Source organism: Arsukibacterium sp., assembly GCF_041616895.1.
Taxonomy (GTDB): Bacteria; Pseudomonadota; Gammaproteobacteria; order Enterobacterales; family Alteromonadaceae; genus Alishewanella.
Genome location: NZ_JBFJPY010000091.1, coordinates 1 through 13,589, shown reverse-complemented (window position 1 = coordinate 13,589; position 13,589 = coordinate 1). Strand labels below are relative to the sequence as shown.

12 protein-coding genes and 1 other RNA gene are annotated in these 13,589 nt (G+C 50.4%); 9 read left to right on the top strand and 4 right to left on the bottom strand.

Features of this window, described 5'->3' with window-relative positions; genetic code table 11:
* Together gltX and ABY802_RS13505 are read left to right on the top strand one after the other, a co-directional pair.
* Positions 1-1,001 (top strand): glutamate--tRNA ligase (gltX, locus tag ABY802_RS13510; protein WP_372627660.1); only part of this gene is annotated, 1,001 nt, incomplete at its 5' end.
* A 4-nt stretch (positions 1,002-1,005) separates the two neighbouring features.
* On the top strand, positions 1,006-1,839 hold the full coding sequence (locus tag ABY802_RS13505; protein WP_372627659.1) for a YdiY family protein: 834 nt from the start codon (positions 1,006-1,008) through the stop codon (positions 1,837-1,839).
* A 52-nt stretch (positions 1,840-1,891) separates the two neighbouring features.
* Here ABY802_RS13505 and serA read toward each other — a convergent pair whose 3' ends face one another.
* From serA to ssrS, 4 genes are all read right to left on the bottom strand, one after another.
* The gene (gene serA / locus ABY802_RS13500; RefSeq protein ID WP_372627658.1) at positions 1,892-3,118 is read right to left on the bottom strand and encodes a phosphoglycerate dehydrogenase; all 1,227 of its coding nucleotides are present in this window, start codon (positions 3,116-3,118) and stop codon (positions 1,892-1,894) included.
* Between the two features lie 89 nt (positions 3,119-3,207).
* Complete coding sequence (rpiA, locus tag ABY802_RS13495) at positions 3,208-3,864, bottom strand: ribose-5-phosphate isomerase RpiA (RefSeq protein ID WP_372627657.1); 657 nt, start codon at positions 3,862-3,864, stop codon at positions 3,208-3,210.
* A gap of 106 nt (positions 3,865-3,970) precedes the next feature.
* Positions 3,971-4,582, bottom strand: a complete 612-nt coding sequence (locus ABY802_RS13490) for a 5-formyltetrahydrofolate cyclo-ligase (protein WP_372627656.1) — start codon at positions 4,580-4,582, stop codon at positions 3,971-3,973.
* 49 nt (positions 4,583-4,631) lie between these two features.
* Positions 4,632-4,815: non-coding RNA, 6S RNA (gene ssrS, locus ABY802_RS13485), on the bottom strand.
* Between the two features lie 175 nt (positions 4,816-4,990).
* Here ssrS and ABY802_RS13480 point away from each other — a divergent pair.
* The 7 genes from ABY802_RS13480 to gcvP all read left to right on the top strand — a co-directional run.
* A complete protein-coding gene (locus ABY802_RS13480; protein ID WP_372627655.1) occupies positions 4,991-5,572 on the top strand; it encodes a UPF0149 family protein in 582 nt (193 codons plus the stop codon).
* A 40-nt stretch (positions 5,573-5,612) separates the two neighbouring features.
* Entirely contained in the window at positions 5,613-6,944 is a 1,332-nt protein-coding gene (pepP, locus tag ABY802_RS13475) for a Xaa-Pro aminopeptidase (RefSeq protein WP_372627654.1), read from the top strand.
* Positions 6,931-8,151, top strand: a complete 1,221-nt coding sequence (ubiH, locus tag ABY802_RS13470) for a 2-octaprenyl-6-methoxyphenyl hydroxylase (RefSeq protein WP_372627653.1) — start codon at positions 6,931-6,933, stop codon at positions 8,149-8,151. The genes pepP and ubiH overlap by 14 nt, the downstream gene beginning before the upstream one ends.
* A complete protein-coding gene (locus tag ABY802_RS13465) occupies positions 8,138-9,364 on the top strand; it encodes an FAD-dependent oxidoreductase (RefSeq protein ID WP_372627652.1) in 1,227 nt (408 codons plus the stop codon). Before ubiH ends, ABY802_RS13465 begins: the two co-directional genes overlap by 14 nt.
* Positions 9,365-9,593: 229 nt before the next feature.
* Positions 9,594-10,673 (top strand): glycine cleavage system aminomethyltransferase GcvT, encoded by a 1,080-nt coding sequence (gene gcvT / locus ABY802_RS13460; RefSeq protein ID WP_372627651.1) that lies wholly within the window; start codon positions 9,594-9,596, stop codon positions 10,671-10,673.
* 67 nt (positions 10,674-10,740) lie between these two features.
* Entirely contained in the window at positions 10,741-11,130 is a 390-nt protein-coding gene (gcvH, locus tag ABY802_RS13455) for a glycine cleavage system protein GcvH (RefSeq protein WP_372627650.1), read from the top strand.
* 97 nt (positions 11,131-11,227) lie between these two features.
* Positions 11,228-13,589: aminomethyl-transferring glycine dehydrogenase (gene gcvP / locus ABY802_RS13450; protein WP_372627649.1), on the top strand; the 2,362-nt coding region annotated here is incomplete at its 3' end.

Sequence of the window (13,589 nt, the reverse complement as noted above, 5' to 3'; positions counted from 1 at the left end):
TTATCCGCTTTAAAAACCCCCAGCAGGGCGTGGTAGTCATTGATGATATGATTAAGGGCCGGATTGAAATTGCCAACAGTGAGCTGGACGACTTAATTATTGCCCGCAGCGATGGCACGCCAACCTATAACCTTACCGTGGTGGTTGATGACTGGAAAATGGGTATTACCCATGTTATTCGCGGTGATGACCATGTTAACAACACGCCGCGACAGATGAATATCCTGGCAGCCCTGGGCGCAGACATTCCTAAGTATGCCCATGTGCCGATGATTCTTGGTGACGATGGTAAGCGTTTGTCAAAACGTCATGGTGCGGTGGGTGTGATGCAATACCGTGATAATGGTTTCTTACCAGAGGCGTTAATCAATTATCTGGTGCGGTTGGGCTGGTCGCATGGCGATCAGGAAATATTCAGTATCGACGAGCTGATAGAGCTGTTCGATTTAGCAGATTGTAACCGGGCGCCCTCGGCCTTTAATACCGAAAAGTTGCTGTGGTTAAATCAGCATTATATGAAAACCCTGCCACCGGCCAGGGTGGCGAGTGAACTGCAATGGCATTTAGCCCATCAGCAGCTTGATACCAGCACCGGCCCAGCCGTTGAAGATGTGATCAGCGTCCAGGCGGAGCGGGTTAAAACCTTAGCAGAGCTAGTAGAAGTCAGCCGTTATTTTTATGAAGACTTTAACGAGTTTGAAGAAAATGCCGCTAAAAAGCATTTAAGGCCGGTCGCGGCTGAACCTCTGGCGTTAGTTAAAGAGAAACTGGCCGCGTTAGCTGAGTGGCAGTTAGATGCTATACATCACGCTATTAACGCTGCGGCGGAGCAACTGGGTGTTGGCATGGGCAAAGTAGGGATGCCGATGCGGGTGGCGGTAACCGGAGGCGGTAATTCACCGGCACTGGACCAAACCTTGTTGCTGATTGGCCGGGAGCGGACCTTGGCCCGGATAAAAATGGCGCTTGAGTTTATCAGTAAAAGGGCAGAGGCAAGCTAGTCCCGTGCTAAACCAGGTTAGAGTGTTAGTGCTGTTGCTGGTCGTGTTGCTACCGGCAATGCTACCGGTGTCGGCCAATGATGATGCTGATGGCAACTCAGATGGTGATGGGGTTGCCGTTGGCGACTCTCCCACCTTTGAGTTGCCGTTGGAGTTTCTTGGCACCATTGGCGGCGATATCGAGCTTGGATTGTTGATAAATACCGGTAATACCGAAGCGCATTCTATCCGGATAAACAGTGAATTATCTCATGAGATGGAATACTTTCGGAACAAATACCAGGTATACGGCCGGATCCAGCGCAGTAAAGTGTTAAATGCCAGCACTGCACAAAATGACGACGTTACCACTGCTAAGCGTTACGGCATTACCGGCCAGAGTAATTACAAATTCTTAATTGGCCGTCAGTCTTTGTTCGGTCGTGGCGCCTACTTATACGACATGTTTGGTGCTTTCAAAGTACAAAGCTCACTGGCAGTAGGTTACGCCAACCGGGTGTACGAAATGCAGGCCAACTATATCGATTTAGAAACAGGGCCGGGCTTTGCCCATCAGCGAAGTGCCAGCGGTAGAACCAATACCGGTTTAATCTGGTTTCTGGCGTTTAATATGGAGCAGAAAATCTACCAGGGTAGCAGCTTCAAACAAACTTTCGAGGGTTCAGTGTCCCTCGATGGTGCCAACTCGACTTTTGTCAGTCGAAGCAGCCTTACTTCACAGTTGTTTGACAAATTGTCGATGCGCTTCAGTTTTACCGCCCGGCATAACTCGCGCCCTGAAGGTGATTTAAAAACGATGGACACTGAGACCGCAGCGTCTCTGGTTTATACGTTTTAGTAATGGGATCGGGCTGTCTGCAACGAAGACAGCCCGATAATAGGAGTAGTACTTAGTGCAGTACTCTTGCTCTTAAGGTACCTGGAATGGCTTTTAGCTCGTTTAGTGCTAACTCATGATCTTCTGAATCGACATCAATAACGACATAACCAACATCCTGCACCGTTTGTAAGTACTGGCCAGAAATATTGATATTGTGCTTGGCAAAAGTCTCGTTAATTTTAGTCATCATACCTGGCTGGTTTTTATGAATATGCAGCAGGCGTGAGCGACCTTTATGTTCAGGCAAAGATACTTCCGGAAAATTCACCGCAGACAAGGTTGAGCCATTATCGCTGTATTTGACCATCTTACCAGCCACTTCATAACCAATATTCTCCTGCGCTTCCTGGGTAGAACCGCCAATATGCGGGGTTAGCAGTACATTATCAAAAGCGCGCAGCGGTGAAATAAACTCTTCGTCATTGCCTTTAGGCTCTGTTGGGAATACGTCGATAGCCGCGCCCGCCAGCTTTTTACTCTGCAAGCTTGCTGTTAAAGCGTCAATATCGACCACGGTACCGCGCGAGGCATTAATTAAAATTGCGCCTTGTTTCATTTGCGCAAGCTCAGCCTGGCCAATCATATTTTTAGTTTGCGGGGTTTCCGGCACATGCAGACTTATTACATCAGAGTTAGCCAGCAGGGTGGTTAAATCAACCTGATTGGCGTTGCCCAATACCAGTTTGCTCTCAATATCATAAAATTGCACCCGCATGCCAATATGCTCAGCCATAATGCTTAGCTGAGTTCCGATATGACCATAACCGATAATACCGAGCGTTTTGCCTCGGGCTTCGTAGGAATTGTCAGCCGTTTTCAGCCACTCTCCGCGATGGGCCGCCGCATTACGTTGTGGAATACCTCTGAGTAACATAATGATCTGACCCAAAACTAGTTCAGCCACGGAACGGGTATTGGAAAACGGCGCATTAAATACCGGGATTGCCCGCTTTAACGCAGCATCTAAATCAACCTGATTAGTACCGATGCAAAAACAGCCAATAGCCATTAACTTATTGGCCGCATCCAGCACCCGCTCAGTTAACTGGGTACGGGAGCGAATACCGACAAAGTGTGCTTCGCTGATCCGTTCGATAAGCTGATCTTCCGGCAATGAGGTCTTAAGATATTCAATATTGGTGTAGCCCTGATCGGTAAAAGTTTTCACCGCACTCTGGTGTAACCCTTCTAACAGCAGTATTTTTATTTTGTCTTTGGCCAGCGAATATTTTTCCATTTCTCTCTCGATACTCTAATTTAAAAAAAGGGGCGGCATGCCCATGTGCAATGCCGGGGCAGCGGCGCAGTAGATGCAGAGCAATATGTTTACTTTAGTATGCTGGTGCCGTTGCTGCTGCCGACCAGGACAATGTCAGCCGGGCGTCTGGCAAACAGGCCATTGGTAACAACGCCAACGATATTATTCAGCTGTTGCTCCAGCGCCAGCGGATCCGTTATCTGCAAATCATGGGCATCAATAATCAGATTGCCATTATCGGTTATCACGCCCTGGCGCAATACCGGCCTTGCGCCCAGTTTTTGCAATTCGCGGCTAACATAGCTGCTGGCCATGGGGATCACTTCAATGGGTAGCGGGAACTTGCCCAGCACGTCAACCTGTTTAGTGCTGTCGACAATACAAACGAAGGTTTTCGCCACAGCTGCCACAATTTTTTCGCGGGTTAAGGCTGCGCCGCCACCTTTGATCATCTGTTTTTGAACGTTAATTTCATCAGCACCGTCGATATAAACACTCAGCTCAGTAATATCATTCAGATCAAGCACCTCAATACCGAGTTGCTTTAGCTTAACCGTAGATTGCTCAGAGCTTGACACTGCTCCGCGCAGGGTATGTTTGATGGTAGCCAGCGCGTCGATAAAATGATTAACGGTAGAGCCGGTACCCACCCCGACAATACTGTCTTTGCTGATAAATTCCAGGGCTGCCCAGGCAGCATCGCGTTTCATTTCATCTTGGGTCATAGCAGTCTCATTAAAGTCAGGTATTTTCGCGTTTAGCCGTACAGATGGATATTATATCGAAAGCAGGGGCAGACAAAAGAGCAAATGTTGAAAAAGTAAAAAGAGTTTAGCGAAAATCAAAGTGTTTAGCAGGCGTTATAACCTGTTGCAGCGGAATATCCCAGCTTGCCGTCGGTACCTTAGCTACCTGCTGGCAATTATGCGCCAGACCAATAACCTGACAGGGGCTGTCAGCTGGAAGTTGCGATAAAGTCCGATCATAAAAACCGCCACCCATACCCAGCCGGTTGCCGCTGGTATCAAACGCCACCAGCGGGGTGAAAATAATATCCAGCGCCGCAACGGGCATAATGTTAGCGCAATTAAGCTGTGGCTCGGGTATCCCAAACCGGTTGGGTTGCAGTTCGGTTGTCTTGCGGTAATGCAAAAATAGCAGGTAGCCAGGGCAAAAAGGGTGCAATACCGGCAGGTAGACATCTTTACCTGCTTGCCACAATGCCTGAATAAGCGGCTCAGTATTAAGCTCGGCATCATTAGCCAGATAAAGCGCAAAGTGCTGTTTCGACATTAAAGCAGCGGTGTTGGTAATGCGTTTTGCCAGTTCTGTGGCGGCTTTAGCATGGGTAGTTGCGGGTAACTGTTGACGTAATTGACGAACGTGCTGGCGAATGGCTGAACGGGATTGCGAAAGCGAAGCAGGTTGCTGCAGCTGTGACATCAGAATACCTTGGCGGTCGTTAATGCCTGAACAAAAAAAGAAGGATTAAGGGTTCTCCAGATTGCCGTTTGTTACTTAAGCCCTTGAACCCATGGTTCAAGGCGGAAGACTCATGGTTACCGTAGGCTTCCCGGTACAAGCCGGGCCTGCACAAAAGTAACGCAGAAGAATTCCTGGATAAAACAATTATCGGCTCAGGGACGTCAATAACATTACAAACAACCCAGAGAACGTCATTAGTATAGCAGTTGTACGGTGCGCTTATAAAGGGCAAACTAACAATTGCTCACCGCTTGCTCAGATATCCGGCAATAGGGTTGGCTGGCGCTGCTTACTAGCGGTTGGCCTGCAGCAGTGATAGGATATTAGCGGATAAACTTGTGAAGATTACCTTGTGAAGAATACGCTATGAGCAACCCCCTGATTCAAACTTATGACCGCTGGAGTAGTGAGCTGGAGCATGCTCATGTTATGGCTTCGGCAGCGGAGCTGCATGGCTTAATTGCTGGCATGTTGTGTGCTGGCGTCAAGGCTGATGCAAAAGCCTTACTGCCGGTGCTGTACGATTTTCTGAACGATGGTCAGGCTTTGCCAGCTGCGCTGGAAAAACAGGTGCAGCAATTAGTTGATGCCACCGCTGGCAGCCTCAGCCAGAGTGATTTCTCGTTTAGCGTGTTATTGCCCAGTGACGACGATGCGCTGTTTGAGCGGTTAGAAGCATTGGTAGAATGGTCGCAAGCCTTTTTAGTGGGTTTTGCAGTTCAGCAAACCGATTTATCTCTGGTATCAGAAGACGTGCGCGAAGCGCTGGACCAACTGACAGAAGTGACCCGGGTTGATATTCATACCGTAACCGATGGCAGTAAAGATGAGAACGAAGAAGCCTATTATCTGGTTTTAGAGCATGTGCGGATCATGGTGCTGTGCTGTTTTAATGAGGTAGGGCTTAAATACAGCCCGCAGCCACCACATGGCAAAACGTTGCATTAATTAGTGGTTATCGGGTAAAGCTGGTTTTTGAAGGATGGTAATGAACAATTCTGTATTTGTGCGGCGCCGGGCGCAATTAATTGCGACGTTACAGCCAGATTCGGTGGCGTTAATCAGGGCTGCTACAGAGCAAACTCGCAGCCGGGATACCGAATACCCATTTCGGCAGCACAGCGACTTCTGGTATTACAGCGGCTTTAATGAGCCCGATGCGCTGCTGATCTTATCCAATCGCGCCGATTTTCCGGCAGCACAGCTGCTGTGCCGTGAAAAAGATCCCGCCCAGGAAGTATGGCATGGCCGCAGGCTTGGTCCTCAGGCCGCCAGCGAAACCCTGCAATTGCATGCGACAGCGCTATCTGAACAAGAGAGCGTGCTATACCAGGCGCTTAACGGCAGCAGCGCGGTCTACCTTAACCTTGCTGAACAAACGGACTTGCTGCAGCAAGTTATCGGTCAAATGCAACTGCTTAAACAACGGGAAAAACGTGGCGATAGCGCGCCTTCGCAGCTGATAGATTTAGCGCAGCTTAGCGCCGAGCAGCGGCTGATTAAAGATGACAATGAAATCGCCATTATGCGACAAGCCGGCCAGATTAGTGCACAGGCGCACATCCGGGCCATGCAGTATTGCCGGCCTGGGCGGTTTGAGTATCAGCTCGAGGCAGAAATTCTGCATCATTTCGCCCTTAACGGCGCCCGTTATCCGGCCTATAACAGTATCGTCGGCAGCGGCAATAATGGCTGCATTTTGCATTACACCGATAATAGCAGTGCCATGGCCGCGGGTGATTTAGTGTTAATTGATGCCGGCTGTGAATTACAAGGTTACGCCGCTGATATCAGCCGCACCTTTCCGGTCAGTGGTAAATTCAGTGACGAGCAAGGGGCGCTGTATCAACTGGTACTAGATGCCCAGTATGCCGCATGCAATGCGGTAAAGCCGGGCAGCGATTTTGCCGCCGTTACCGCCGCTGCCGAGCAGGTATTAACTGAAGGGCTGCTGGGGCTGGGTATTTTGCAGGGTGAGCTTAGCCAATTGCTTGCTGATAAAGCCTGTAAACAGTATTTTATCCACGGTATTGGCCACTGGCTGGGGCTGGATGTACATGATGTGGGCGCCTATAAAGTGCAGCAGCCTAAGCAGCACAAGGGTGAGCAAGCCTTTGTACCCGGCATGGTATTAACCATAGAGCCAGGGCTGTATATTCCGGCCGGTAGTCCTACTGAGCCCCGTTGGTGGGATTTAGCAGTGCGGATTGAAGATAACCTGCTGGTAACAGCCGATGGCCATGAGAATTTGACCGCCGCAGTGCCCAAAGAAATGAATGCAATTGAGCAATTAATGGCGATGGCCAATGCCAGAGACTAATAGCAGCAATAGTACATTTGATCTGGTAATTGCCGGTGGTGGCATGGCCGGCAGTTTACTGGCGTGGTGCCTCAGTCAGGCCTGGCCGAACTGGCGCATTGCCATAATTGAACGCCAATCCAAAGCGCAAAATAATGTCCCCGCCAGTTTCGACAGCCGCAGTATTGCTTTGGCGGCAGGTAGCGTAGCGTTATTGCAGCGCTGGGAGCTATGGCCGGATCTGGTTGCCAAGGCGTGTCCGCTTGAGCAGATTTGGGTATCAGATCGCGGCCATTTTGGCAAAACCCGCTTAACAGCGGCCGAGTATCAACAAGCAGCTCTTGGCCAGGTATTTGAAGTAGAGCATCTGGGTAATTTACTGGTTAAAAAGCTGGCGCAGCAAAGCACCGTTACCTTCTTTCAGCCCGATGTTATCAATGCAGTGACCCCGACCATTAACCAGCAACAGATCCAACTTAGCAGTGGCACTGAGCTTAACGCGAAGTTACTAGTGATTGCCGAAGGTGGCTTATCGCAGACCCGGCAACTGGCTGGCTTTACTGTTAGCAGTGATGATTACCAGCAAACCGCCATTATTGCCAACCTGGCCCTGGCGCAAAGCCATCAGCATACCGCGTTTGAACGCTTTACTGAGCACGGCCCGATCGCACTGTTGCCGCTTACTGGCCAGCGCTATTCGCTGGTGTGGACAGTTGATCGCCATGCTGCAGAGGACTTACTGGCACTGGATGACGCTGCCTTTACCGCAGCCATTCAACAGGCTTTTGGTTACCGGGCGGGCATAATTAAGAGCAGCGGTGCCAGAGCGCAGTATCCGCTGACCTTGCGTCGGCCGGATAACATTGTGCGCCATCGCACCGCGCTGCTTGGCAACAGTTTACATAATTTGCACCCGATAGCAGGACAGGGGTTTAACCTGGCCATTCGCGATATTCAGGCGTTAATGCTGGCACTGGCTGATAGCAACGATGCAGAAGCTGATCCCGGAGCCTACAGGGTGCTGCGCCAATACCAGCAGCTGCGCGAGCAGGATATTAAACGGGTAGTGTGGTTTACCGATGCCCTGGTCAGAGGCTTTTCTAATAACTCAAGGCTGGTGGCGTTGGCGCGTAATGCCGGTCTGGCAGCAATGCTGCTGTGTGATCCGCTAAAAAAACCGCTTGCCATGCAGGCCATGGGCCAGGGGCAATCTTATGCAAAATACTGATATCACCATCGTCGGTGGCGGCAGCGCCGGTCTTACCCTGGCGTTATTGCTGGCCCGCCAGCAGCTGCGGGTGGTGCTGGTAGAAAAAGGCCCTGCGCCTGACAGTAGCGCTACCGATGCGCAGCCTGGGTATCAGAGGGTTAGTGCGCTGAATATGGCTTCGCGAGCGCTGTTTACCGAGCTTGGGATCTGGCCAGAGTTGCTACGTAGTGCGGCCGCCTATATCGACATGCAGGTATGGGAAGCGGACAGCTTTGCCAAAATCAGCTTTGCGGCAGCGCAGCAGCAAGTTGAGGCGCTGGGTTATATTTGTGACAACGAGCAGATCCGATCCTTGTTGTATCAGCAATTACAGCAACACAGCAATGTGCAGTGCTTTTTTGAAGTCGGGATTAGCCAGTTAAAGCAGGGCGAGCGTGACGTGATGCTGCAACTTGATAACCATGAGCTTATTTTAAGCCAGTTATTAGTTGGCGCCGACGGCGTTAACTCTTTCGTACGCCAGCATATGCAATTGCCGCTAACCCATTGGGATTATCAGCATACCGCTATTGTCGCCAAAGTTCGTTGCACCGAGGCTCATCAGCTGACGGCGCGGCAGGTGTTTTTAGCCAGTGGCCCGTTGGCATTATTGCCGCTACCCGAGCCTGATTTATGTTCAATAGTCTGGAGCGCAGAAACCGACGAGGCCAGGCGCTTAATGGAGCTCGACAACTCCGCGTTTGAACACGCGCTTTGTGCTGCCAGCCAGGCAGTGCTGGGGCCGTTAACATTACAAAGCGAGCGTCAGACTTTTGGTTTAACCATGCGTTATGCCAGTAGCTGGCAGCGCGGCAGAGTAGTGCTGGTGGCGGATGCCGCGCACAGTATTCATCCGCTGGCTGGCCAGGGCATGAACCTTGGCCTGATGGATGTCGCTGCGCTGGCACAGCTGATTGGCGATCAACTAGCCGCCGGTGAGGACATTGCCGCCACAACAATGTTGCGTCGCTACGAGCGATGGCGTAAAGCGGAAGCGCAAAGCCTGATCGTGGCAATGGAAGCGTTTAAGCGTGGCTTTACTGCCAAAGCGCCATTGGCAAAACTGATACGAGGCCTCGGGCTGGTAGCAGTAGATCGGCTGCCATTATTAAAGCAGCAATTAATGGCGCAGGCGCTTGGCTTGAAAGGTGATTTACCGCAGCTGGCCCAACAGCCGTCCCGGAACAGTTAACGGGGCGAAGTAGTGGCGCAGCTTTGCCTTAGTTTTATTTGTCCCCCGGCTTTTCACATTACTATAAGTAATCCAAATTGGGCTGTTTGCTGCGGGACGGATGCGGTATAATCGTACGGTATTTTTTAGTCTCAAGCTTAGTATTTTTATGTAATAGCCTGAAAAATAAGGCTTATTGCTATTGTTGGTTTTACCGCTTGTGGCCCTCACAATAAGTAGGAAAAAAATAATGGCTCAAAAAACTGCGTTACATGCCAGTCACCTTGCTGCTGGTGCCAAAATGGTCGACTTTTTTGGCTGGGATATGCCAATTAATTACGGCTCACAAATTGAAGAGCACCACAGCGTTCGTCGCGATGCCGGTATGTTTGACGTATCACATATGACCATTGTTGACCTGACCGGTAGCCGCACCCGCGAGTTCCTGCGCTATTTACTGGCCAATGACGTTGCCAAACTGACCGTACCCGGCAAAGCGTTATACACCGGTATGCTGAACGAGCAGGGCGGAGTCATCGACGATTTAATCGTGTATTTTATTGAAGACGCCTTTTTCCGTTTAGTGGTTAACTCGGCCACCCGCGAAAAAGATTTAGCGCATATCAATAATGAAGCTAAAGCGTTTGACGTAACGGTAACTGAGCGCCCTGAATTTGCGATGATTGCCGTGCAGGGGCCGAATGCCAAAGCTAAAGTGGCAACCTTATTAACGGCTGAACAGCAAGCTGCTGTTGCGGGCATGAAGCCGTTTTTTGGTAAGCAAGCCGGTGATTTATTTATTGCTACCACCGGTTACACCGGTGAAGACGGCTATGAAATTGCCATGCCTGAAGAGCAGGCGGCTGAGTTCTGGCAAAAACTGCTGGACGCTGGTGTCGCTCCGGCAGGTTTGGGCGCCCGTGATACCCTTCGCCTGGAAGCCGGCATGAATTTATATGGCCAGGATATGGACGAAACCGTATCGCCATTGGCAGCCAATATGGGCTGGACCATTGCCTGGGCACCAGAAGAGCGCGACTTTATTGGCCGCGCGGCACTTACCGCTCAAAAAGTTGCCGGTACCGACAAACTAGTTGGCCTGGTTATGGAGCAAAAAGGTGTGCTGCGCCATGGTCAGCGGGTGGTAGTTGAAGGCGGCGAAGGCGTCATTACCTCGGGTACATTTTCACCTACTTTAGGTTACAGTATTGCCATGGCCCGGGTGCCAGCCAACACGGCTGATAATGCGCAAGTGGATATTCGCGGCAAACTGGTTAGTGTTAAAGTGGTTAAGCCGGCTTTTGTGCGCATGGGTAAAAAAGTCATCTAAAATAACAAACGTGGCAACCCAGGTTGATCATTAAAATATACGTATTAAGACAGCTAAGGAATTTACAATGAGCTCTATCCCTACAGAATTAAAATACGCAAGCAGCCATGAATGGGTGCGCAACGACGGTGATGGTATTTACACCGTAGGTATTACTGAGCACGCGCAAGAGCTGCTTGGCGATATGGTGTTTGTTGAGCTGCCAGAAGTGGGTGACAGCGTCACTCAGGGCGACGACTGTGCAGTAGCCGAGTCAGTAAAAGCGGCTTCTGACATTTACGCGCCATTATCCGGTGAAGTGGTTGAAATTAATGAAGCTCTGGCCGACTCGCCAGAGCAGGTAAACGCCAGTCCTTACAATGACGGCTGGATGTTTAAAATTAAAGTCAGCGATGAAAGTGAACTGGACGCCTTATTAGACGCGGCCGGCTACGAAAGCAGCATCGACGAAGCTTAATAAACAGATCGCTACAGCATAAAGCCCCGTATTAACCGGGGCTTTATCTTACTAACAGCTGTTCTGAACGCTGTAACACAACTAGGACATTCAAAGCATGACCCATACCGCTGTGAAAACCCTGTCGCAACTTGCGAACCACGACGAATTTATTCAACGCCACATTGGCCCGGACGAGGCTGAAACCGCAGCGATGCTGGCCGAGCTTGGCGTTGACAGCATGGAAACGCTGATTGCCCAAACCGTGCCTGCCAGTATCCGCTTACCCAAGCCACTGGCCACCGGTAACAGCCGCACTGAAAATGATGCCTTAGCGCATTTAAAGGCGGTGGCAGCGAAGAACAAAATGTATAAATCATACATTGGTATGGGTTATCACCCGACGTTAACCCCGAATGTTATTCTGCGTAATGTGCTGGAAAGTCCGGGTTGGTACACGGCTTACACGCCATACCAGCCAGAAATTGCTCAGGGCCGTTTAGAAGCTTTGTTAAACTTCCAGCAAATGTCACTGGATTTAACCGGTATGGAGCTGGCCAGTGCCTCATTGCTGGACGAAGCTACCGCCGCCGCCGAAGCGATGGCACTGTCCAAACGGGTTAGCAAAAGTAAAGCTAACCTGTACTTTATTAGTGACGATGTGCACCCACAAACGATCGACGTGGTAAAAACCCGTGCTGAAATGTTTGGCTTTGACATTGTAGTGGGCAAAGCCAGCGATGCGGCTAACCATGACGTGTTTGGTGCGCTGATTCAGTACCCAACCACTAACGGTGATATCCGTAACGACAGCGCCTTAATTGCCGCGTTACAGGCGAAAAAAGCGGTAGTAGCCGTCGCCTCTGATCCGATGGCATTAATGCTGTTAAAGTCACCAGGTGAATTGGGCGCAGACGTGGTGCTGGGCTCAATGCAGCGTTTTGGTGTACCTATGGCCTATGGCGGCCCGCATGCGGCATTCTTTGCCACTCGCGATGCGTATAAGCGTTCTATGCCAGGCCGGATTATCGGTGTGTCTAAAGACCGTCGCGGTAATCAGGCACTGCGGATGGCCATGCAAACCCGCGAGCAGCATATCCGCCGCGAAAAAGCGAACTCAAACATTTGTACCGCTCAGGTATTACTGGCTAATATCGCCTCTTTCTATGCGGTATACCATGGCCCACAAGGTTTAAAAGATATTGCTGAGCGTATTCACCGCAGTGCCGATATTTTTGCAGCCGGCTTAAAAGCCAAAGGCGTTGAATTAGTTAACAGCCACTGGTTCGATACCATTACCTTCAAAGTTACCGACCGTGCTGCTGTCATTAAACGCGCGTTAGACGCCGGTGTTAACCTGCGTACAGACGTTAACGACAGTTTGGCAGTAAGCTTCAGCGAAGCCACTCAGGCTGCTGATATCGCTCAGTTATTTGATATTGTGCTTGGTACTGGTCATGGCTTAAGTGTTGATTCGCTGGATAGCGCTATCGTTGCCAACGGCTCAGCGTCAATTCCAGCAGAGTTAGCCCGGACAAACCCGCTGTTAAGCCACCCGGTGTTTAACCAGTATCACAGTGAAACTGAAATGCTGCGTTATATCAAAAAGCTGGAAAACAAAGATTTAGCGCTGAATCATTCAATGATTTCCTTAGGTTCGTGCACCATGAAGCTAAACGCCACCGCCGAGATGATCCCGATCACCTGGCCGGAATTTGGCTCATTGCATCCGTTCGTGCCGCGCGATCAGGCAGAAGGTTATTATGAAATGATAACCGAGCTCGGCGACTGGCTGGTTAACATTACTGGCTATGACAATATCTCTATGCAGCCAAACTCAGGTGCGCAGGGCGAATACGCCGGGATGATTGCCATTCGCAAATACCACGAAAGCCGTGGTGAAGGGCATCGGAATATCTGTTTAATTCCGGTATCGGCGCACGGTACTAATCCGGCAACAGCGGCAATGACCAGCTATGAAGTGGTTTTGGTTGATTGTGATAAGTCGGGCAATATCGATATGGCCGATTTAAAAGCCAAAGCCGCTGAAGTCGGCGATCGCTTAGCGGCCATTATGGTAACGTATCCGTCTACCCACGGTGTGTTTGAAGAGACCATTCAGGAGCTGTGCGACATCGTTCACTCTTACGGTGGCCAGGTGTATATGGACGGCGCCAATATGAACGCTCAGGTGGGCTTAACCTCACCAGGCTTTATCGGTTCAGACGTTTCGCACTTAAACCTGCACAAAACTTTCTGTATTCCACACGGTGGCGGCGGCCCGGGTATGGGTCCTATTGGCGTAAAAAGTCATTTAGCGCCGTTTTTACCCAACCACCCGTTGATCAAAATTGACGGTACCGGCGATAGCAATGGTGCAGTAGCGGCCGCACCGTTTGGTAGTGCAGGTATTCTGCCTATCAGCTGGATGTACATCGCCATGATGGGCGGCGAAGGCTTAAAGCAGGCCACCGAGTTTG

Coding starts and splice junctions, on each gene's coding strand:
- serA (WP_372627658.1), bottom strand. CDS start 3,118: ATGGAAAAATATTCGCTGGCCAAAGACAAAATAAAAATACTGCTGTTA.
- rpiA (WP_372627657.1), bottom strand. CDS start 3,864: ATGACCCAAGATGAAATGAAACGCGATGCTGCCTGGGCAGCCCTGGAA.
- ABY802_RS13490 (WP_372627656.1), bottom strand. CDS start 4,582: ATGTCACAGCTGCAGCAACCTGCTTCGCTTTCGCAATCCCGTTCAGCC.
- ABY802_RS13480 (WP_372627655.1), top strand. CDS start 4,991: ATGAGCAACCCCCTGATTCAAACTTATGACCGCTGGAGTAGTGAGCTG.
- pepP (WP_372627654.1), top strand. CDS start 5,613: ATGAACAATTCTGTATTTGTGCGGCGCCGGGCGCAATTAATTGCGACG.
- ubiH (WP_372627653.1), top strand. CDS start 6,931: ATGCCAGAGACTAATAGCAGCAATAGTACATTTGATCTGGTAATTGCC.
- ABY802_RS13465 (WP_372627652.1), top strand. CDS start 8,138: ATGCAAAATACTGATATCACCATCGTCGGTGGCGGCAGCGCCGGTCTT.
- gcvT (WP_372627651.1), top strand. CDS start 9,594: ATGGCTCAAAAAACTGCGTTACATGCCAGTCACCTTGCTGCTGGTGCC.
- gcvH (WP_372627650.1), top strand. CDS start 10,741: ATGAGCTCTATCCCTACAGAATTAAAATACGCAAGCAGCCATGAATGG.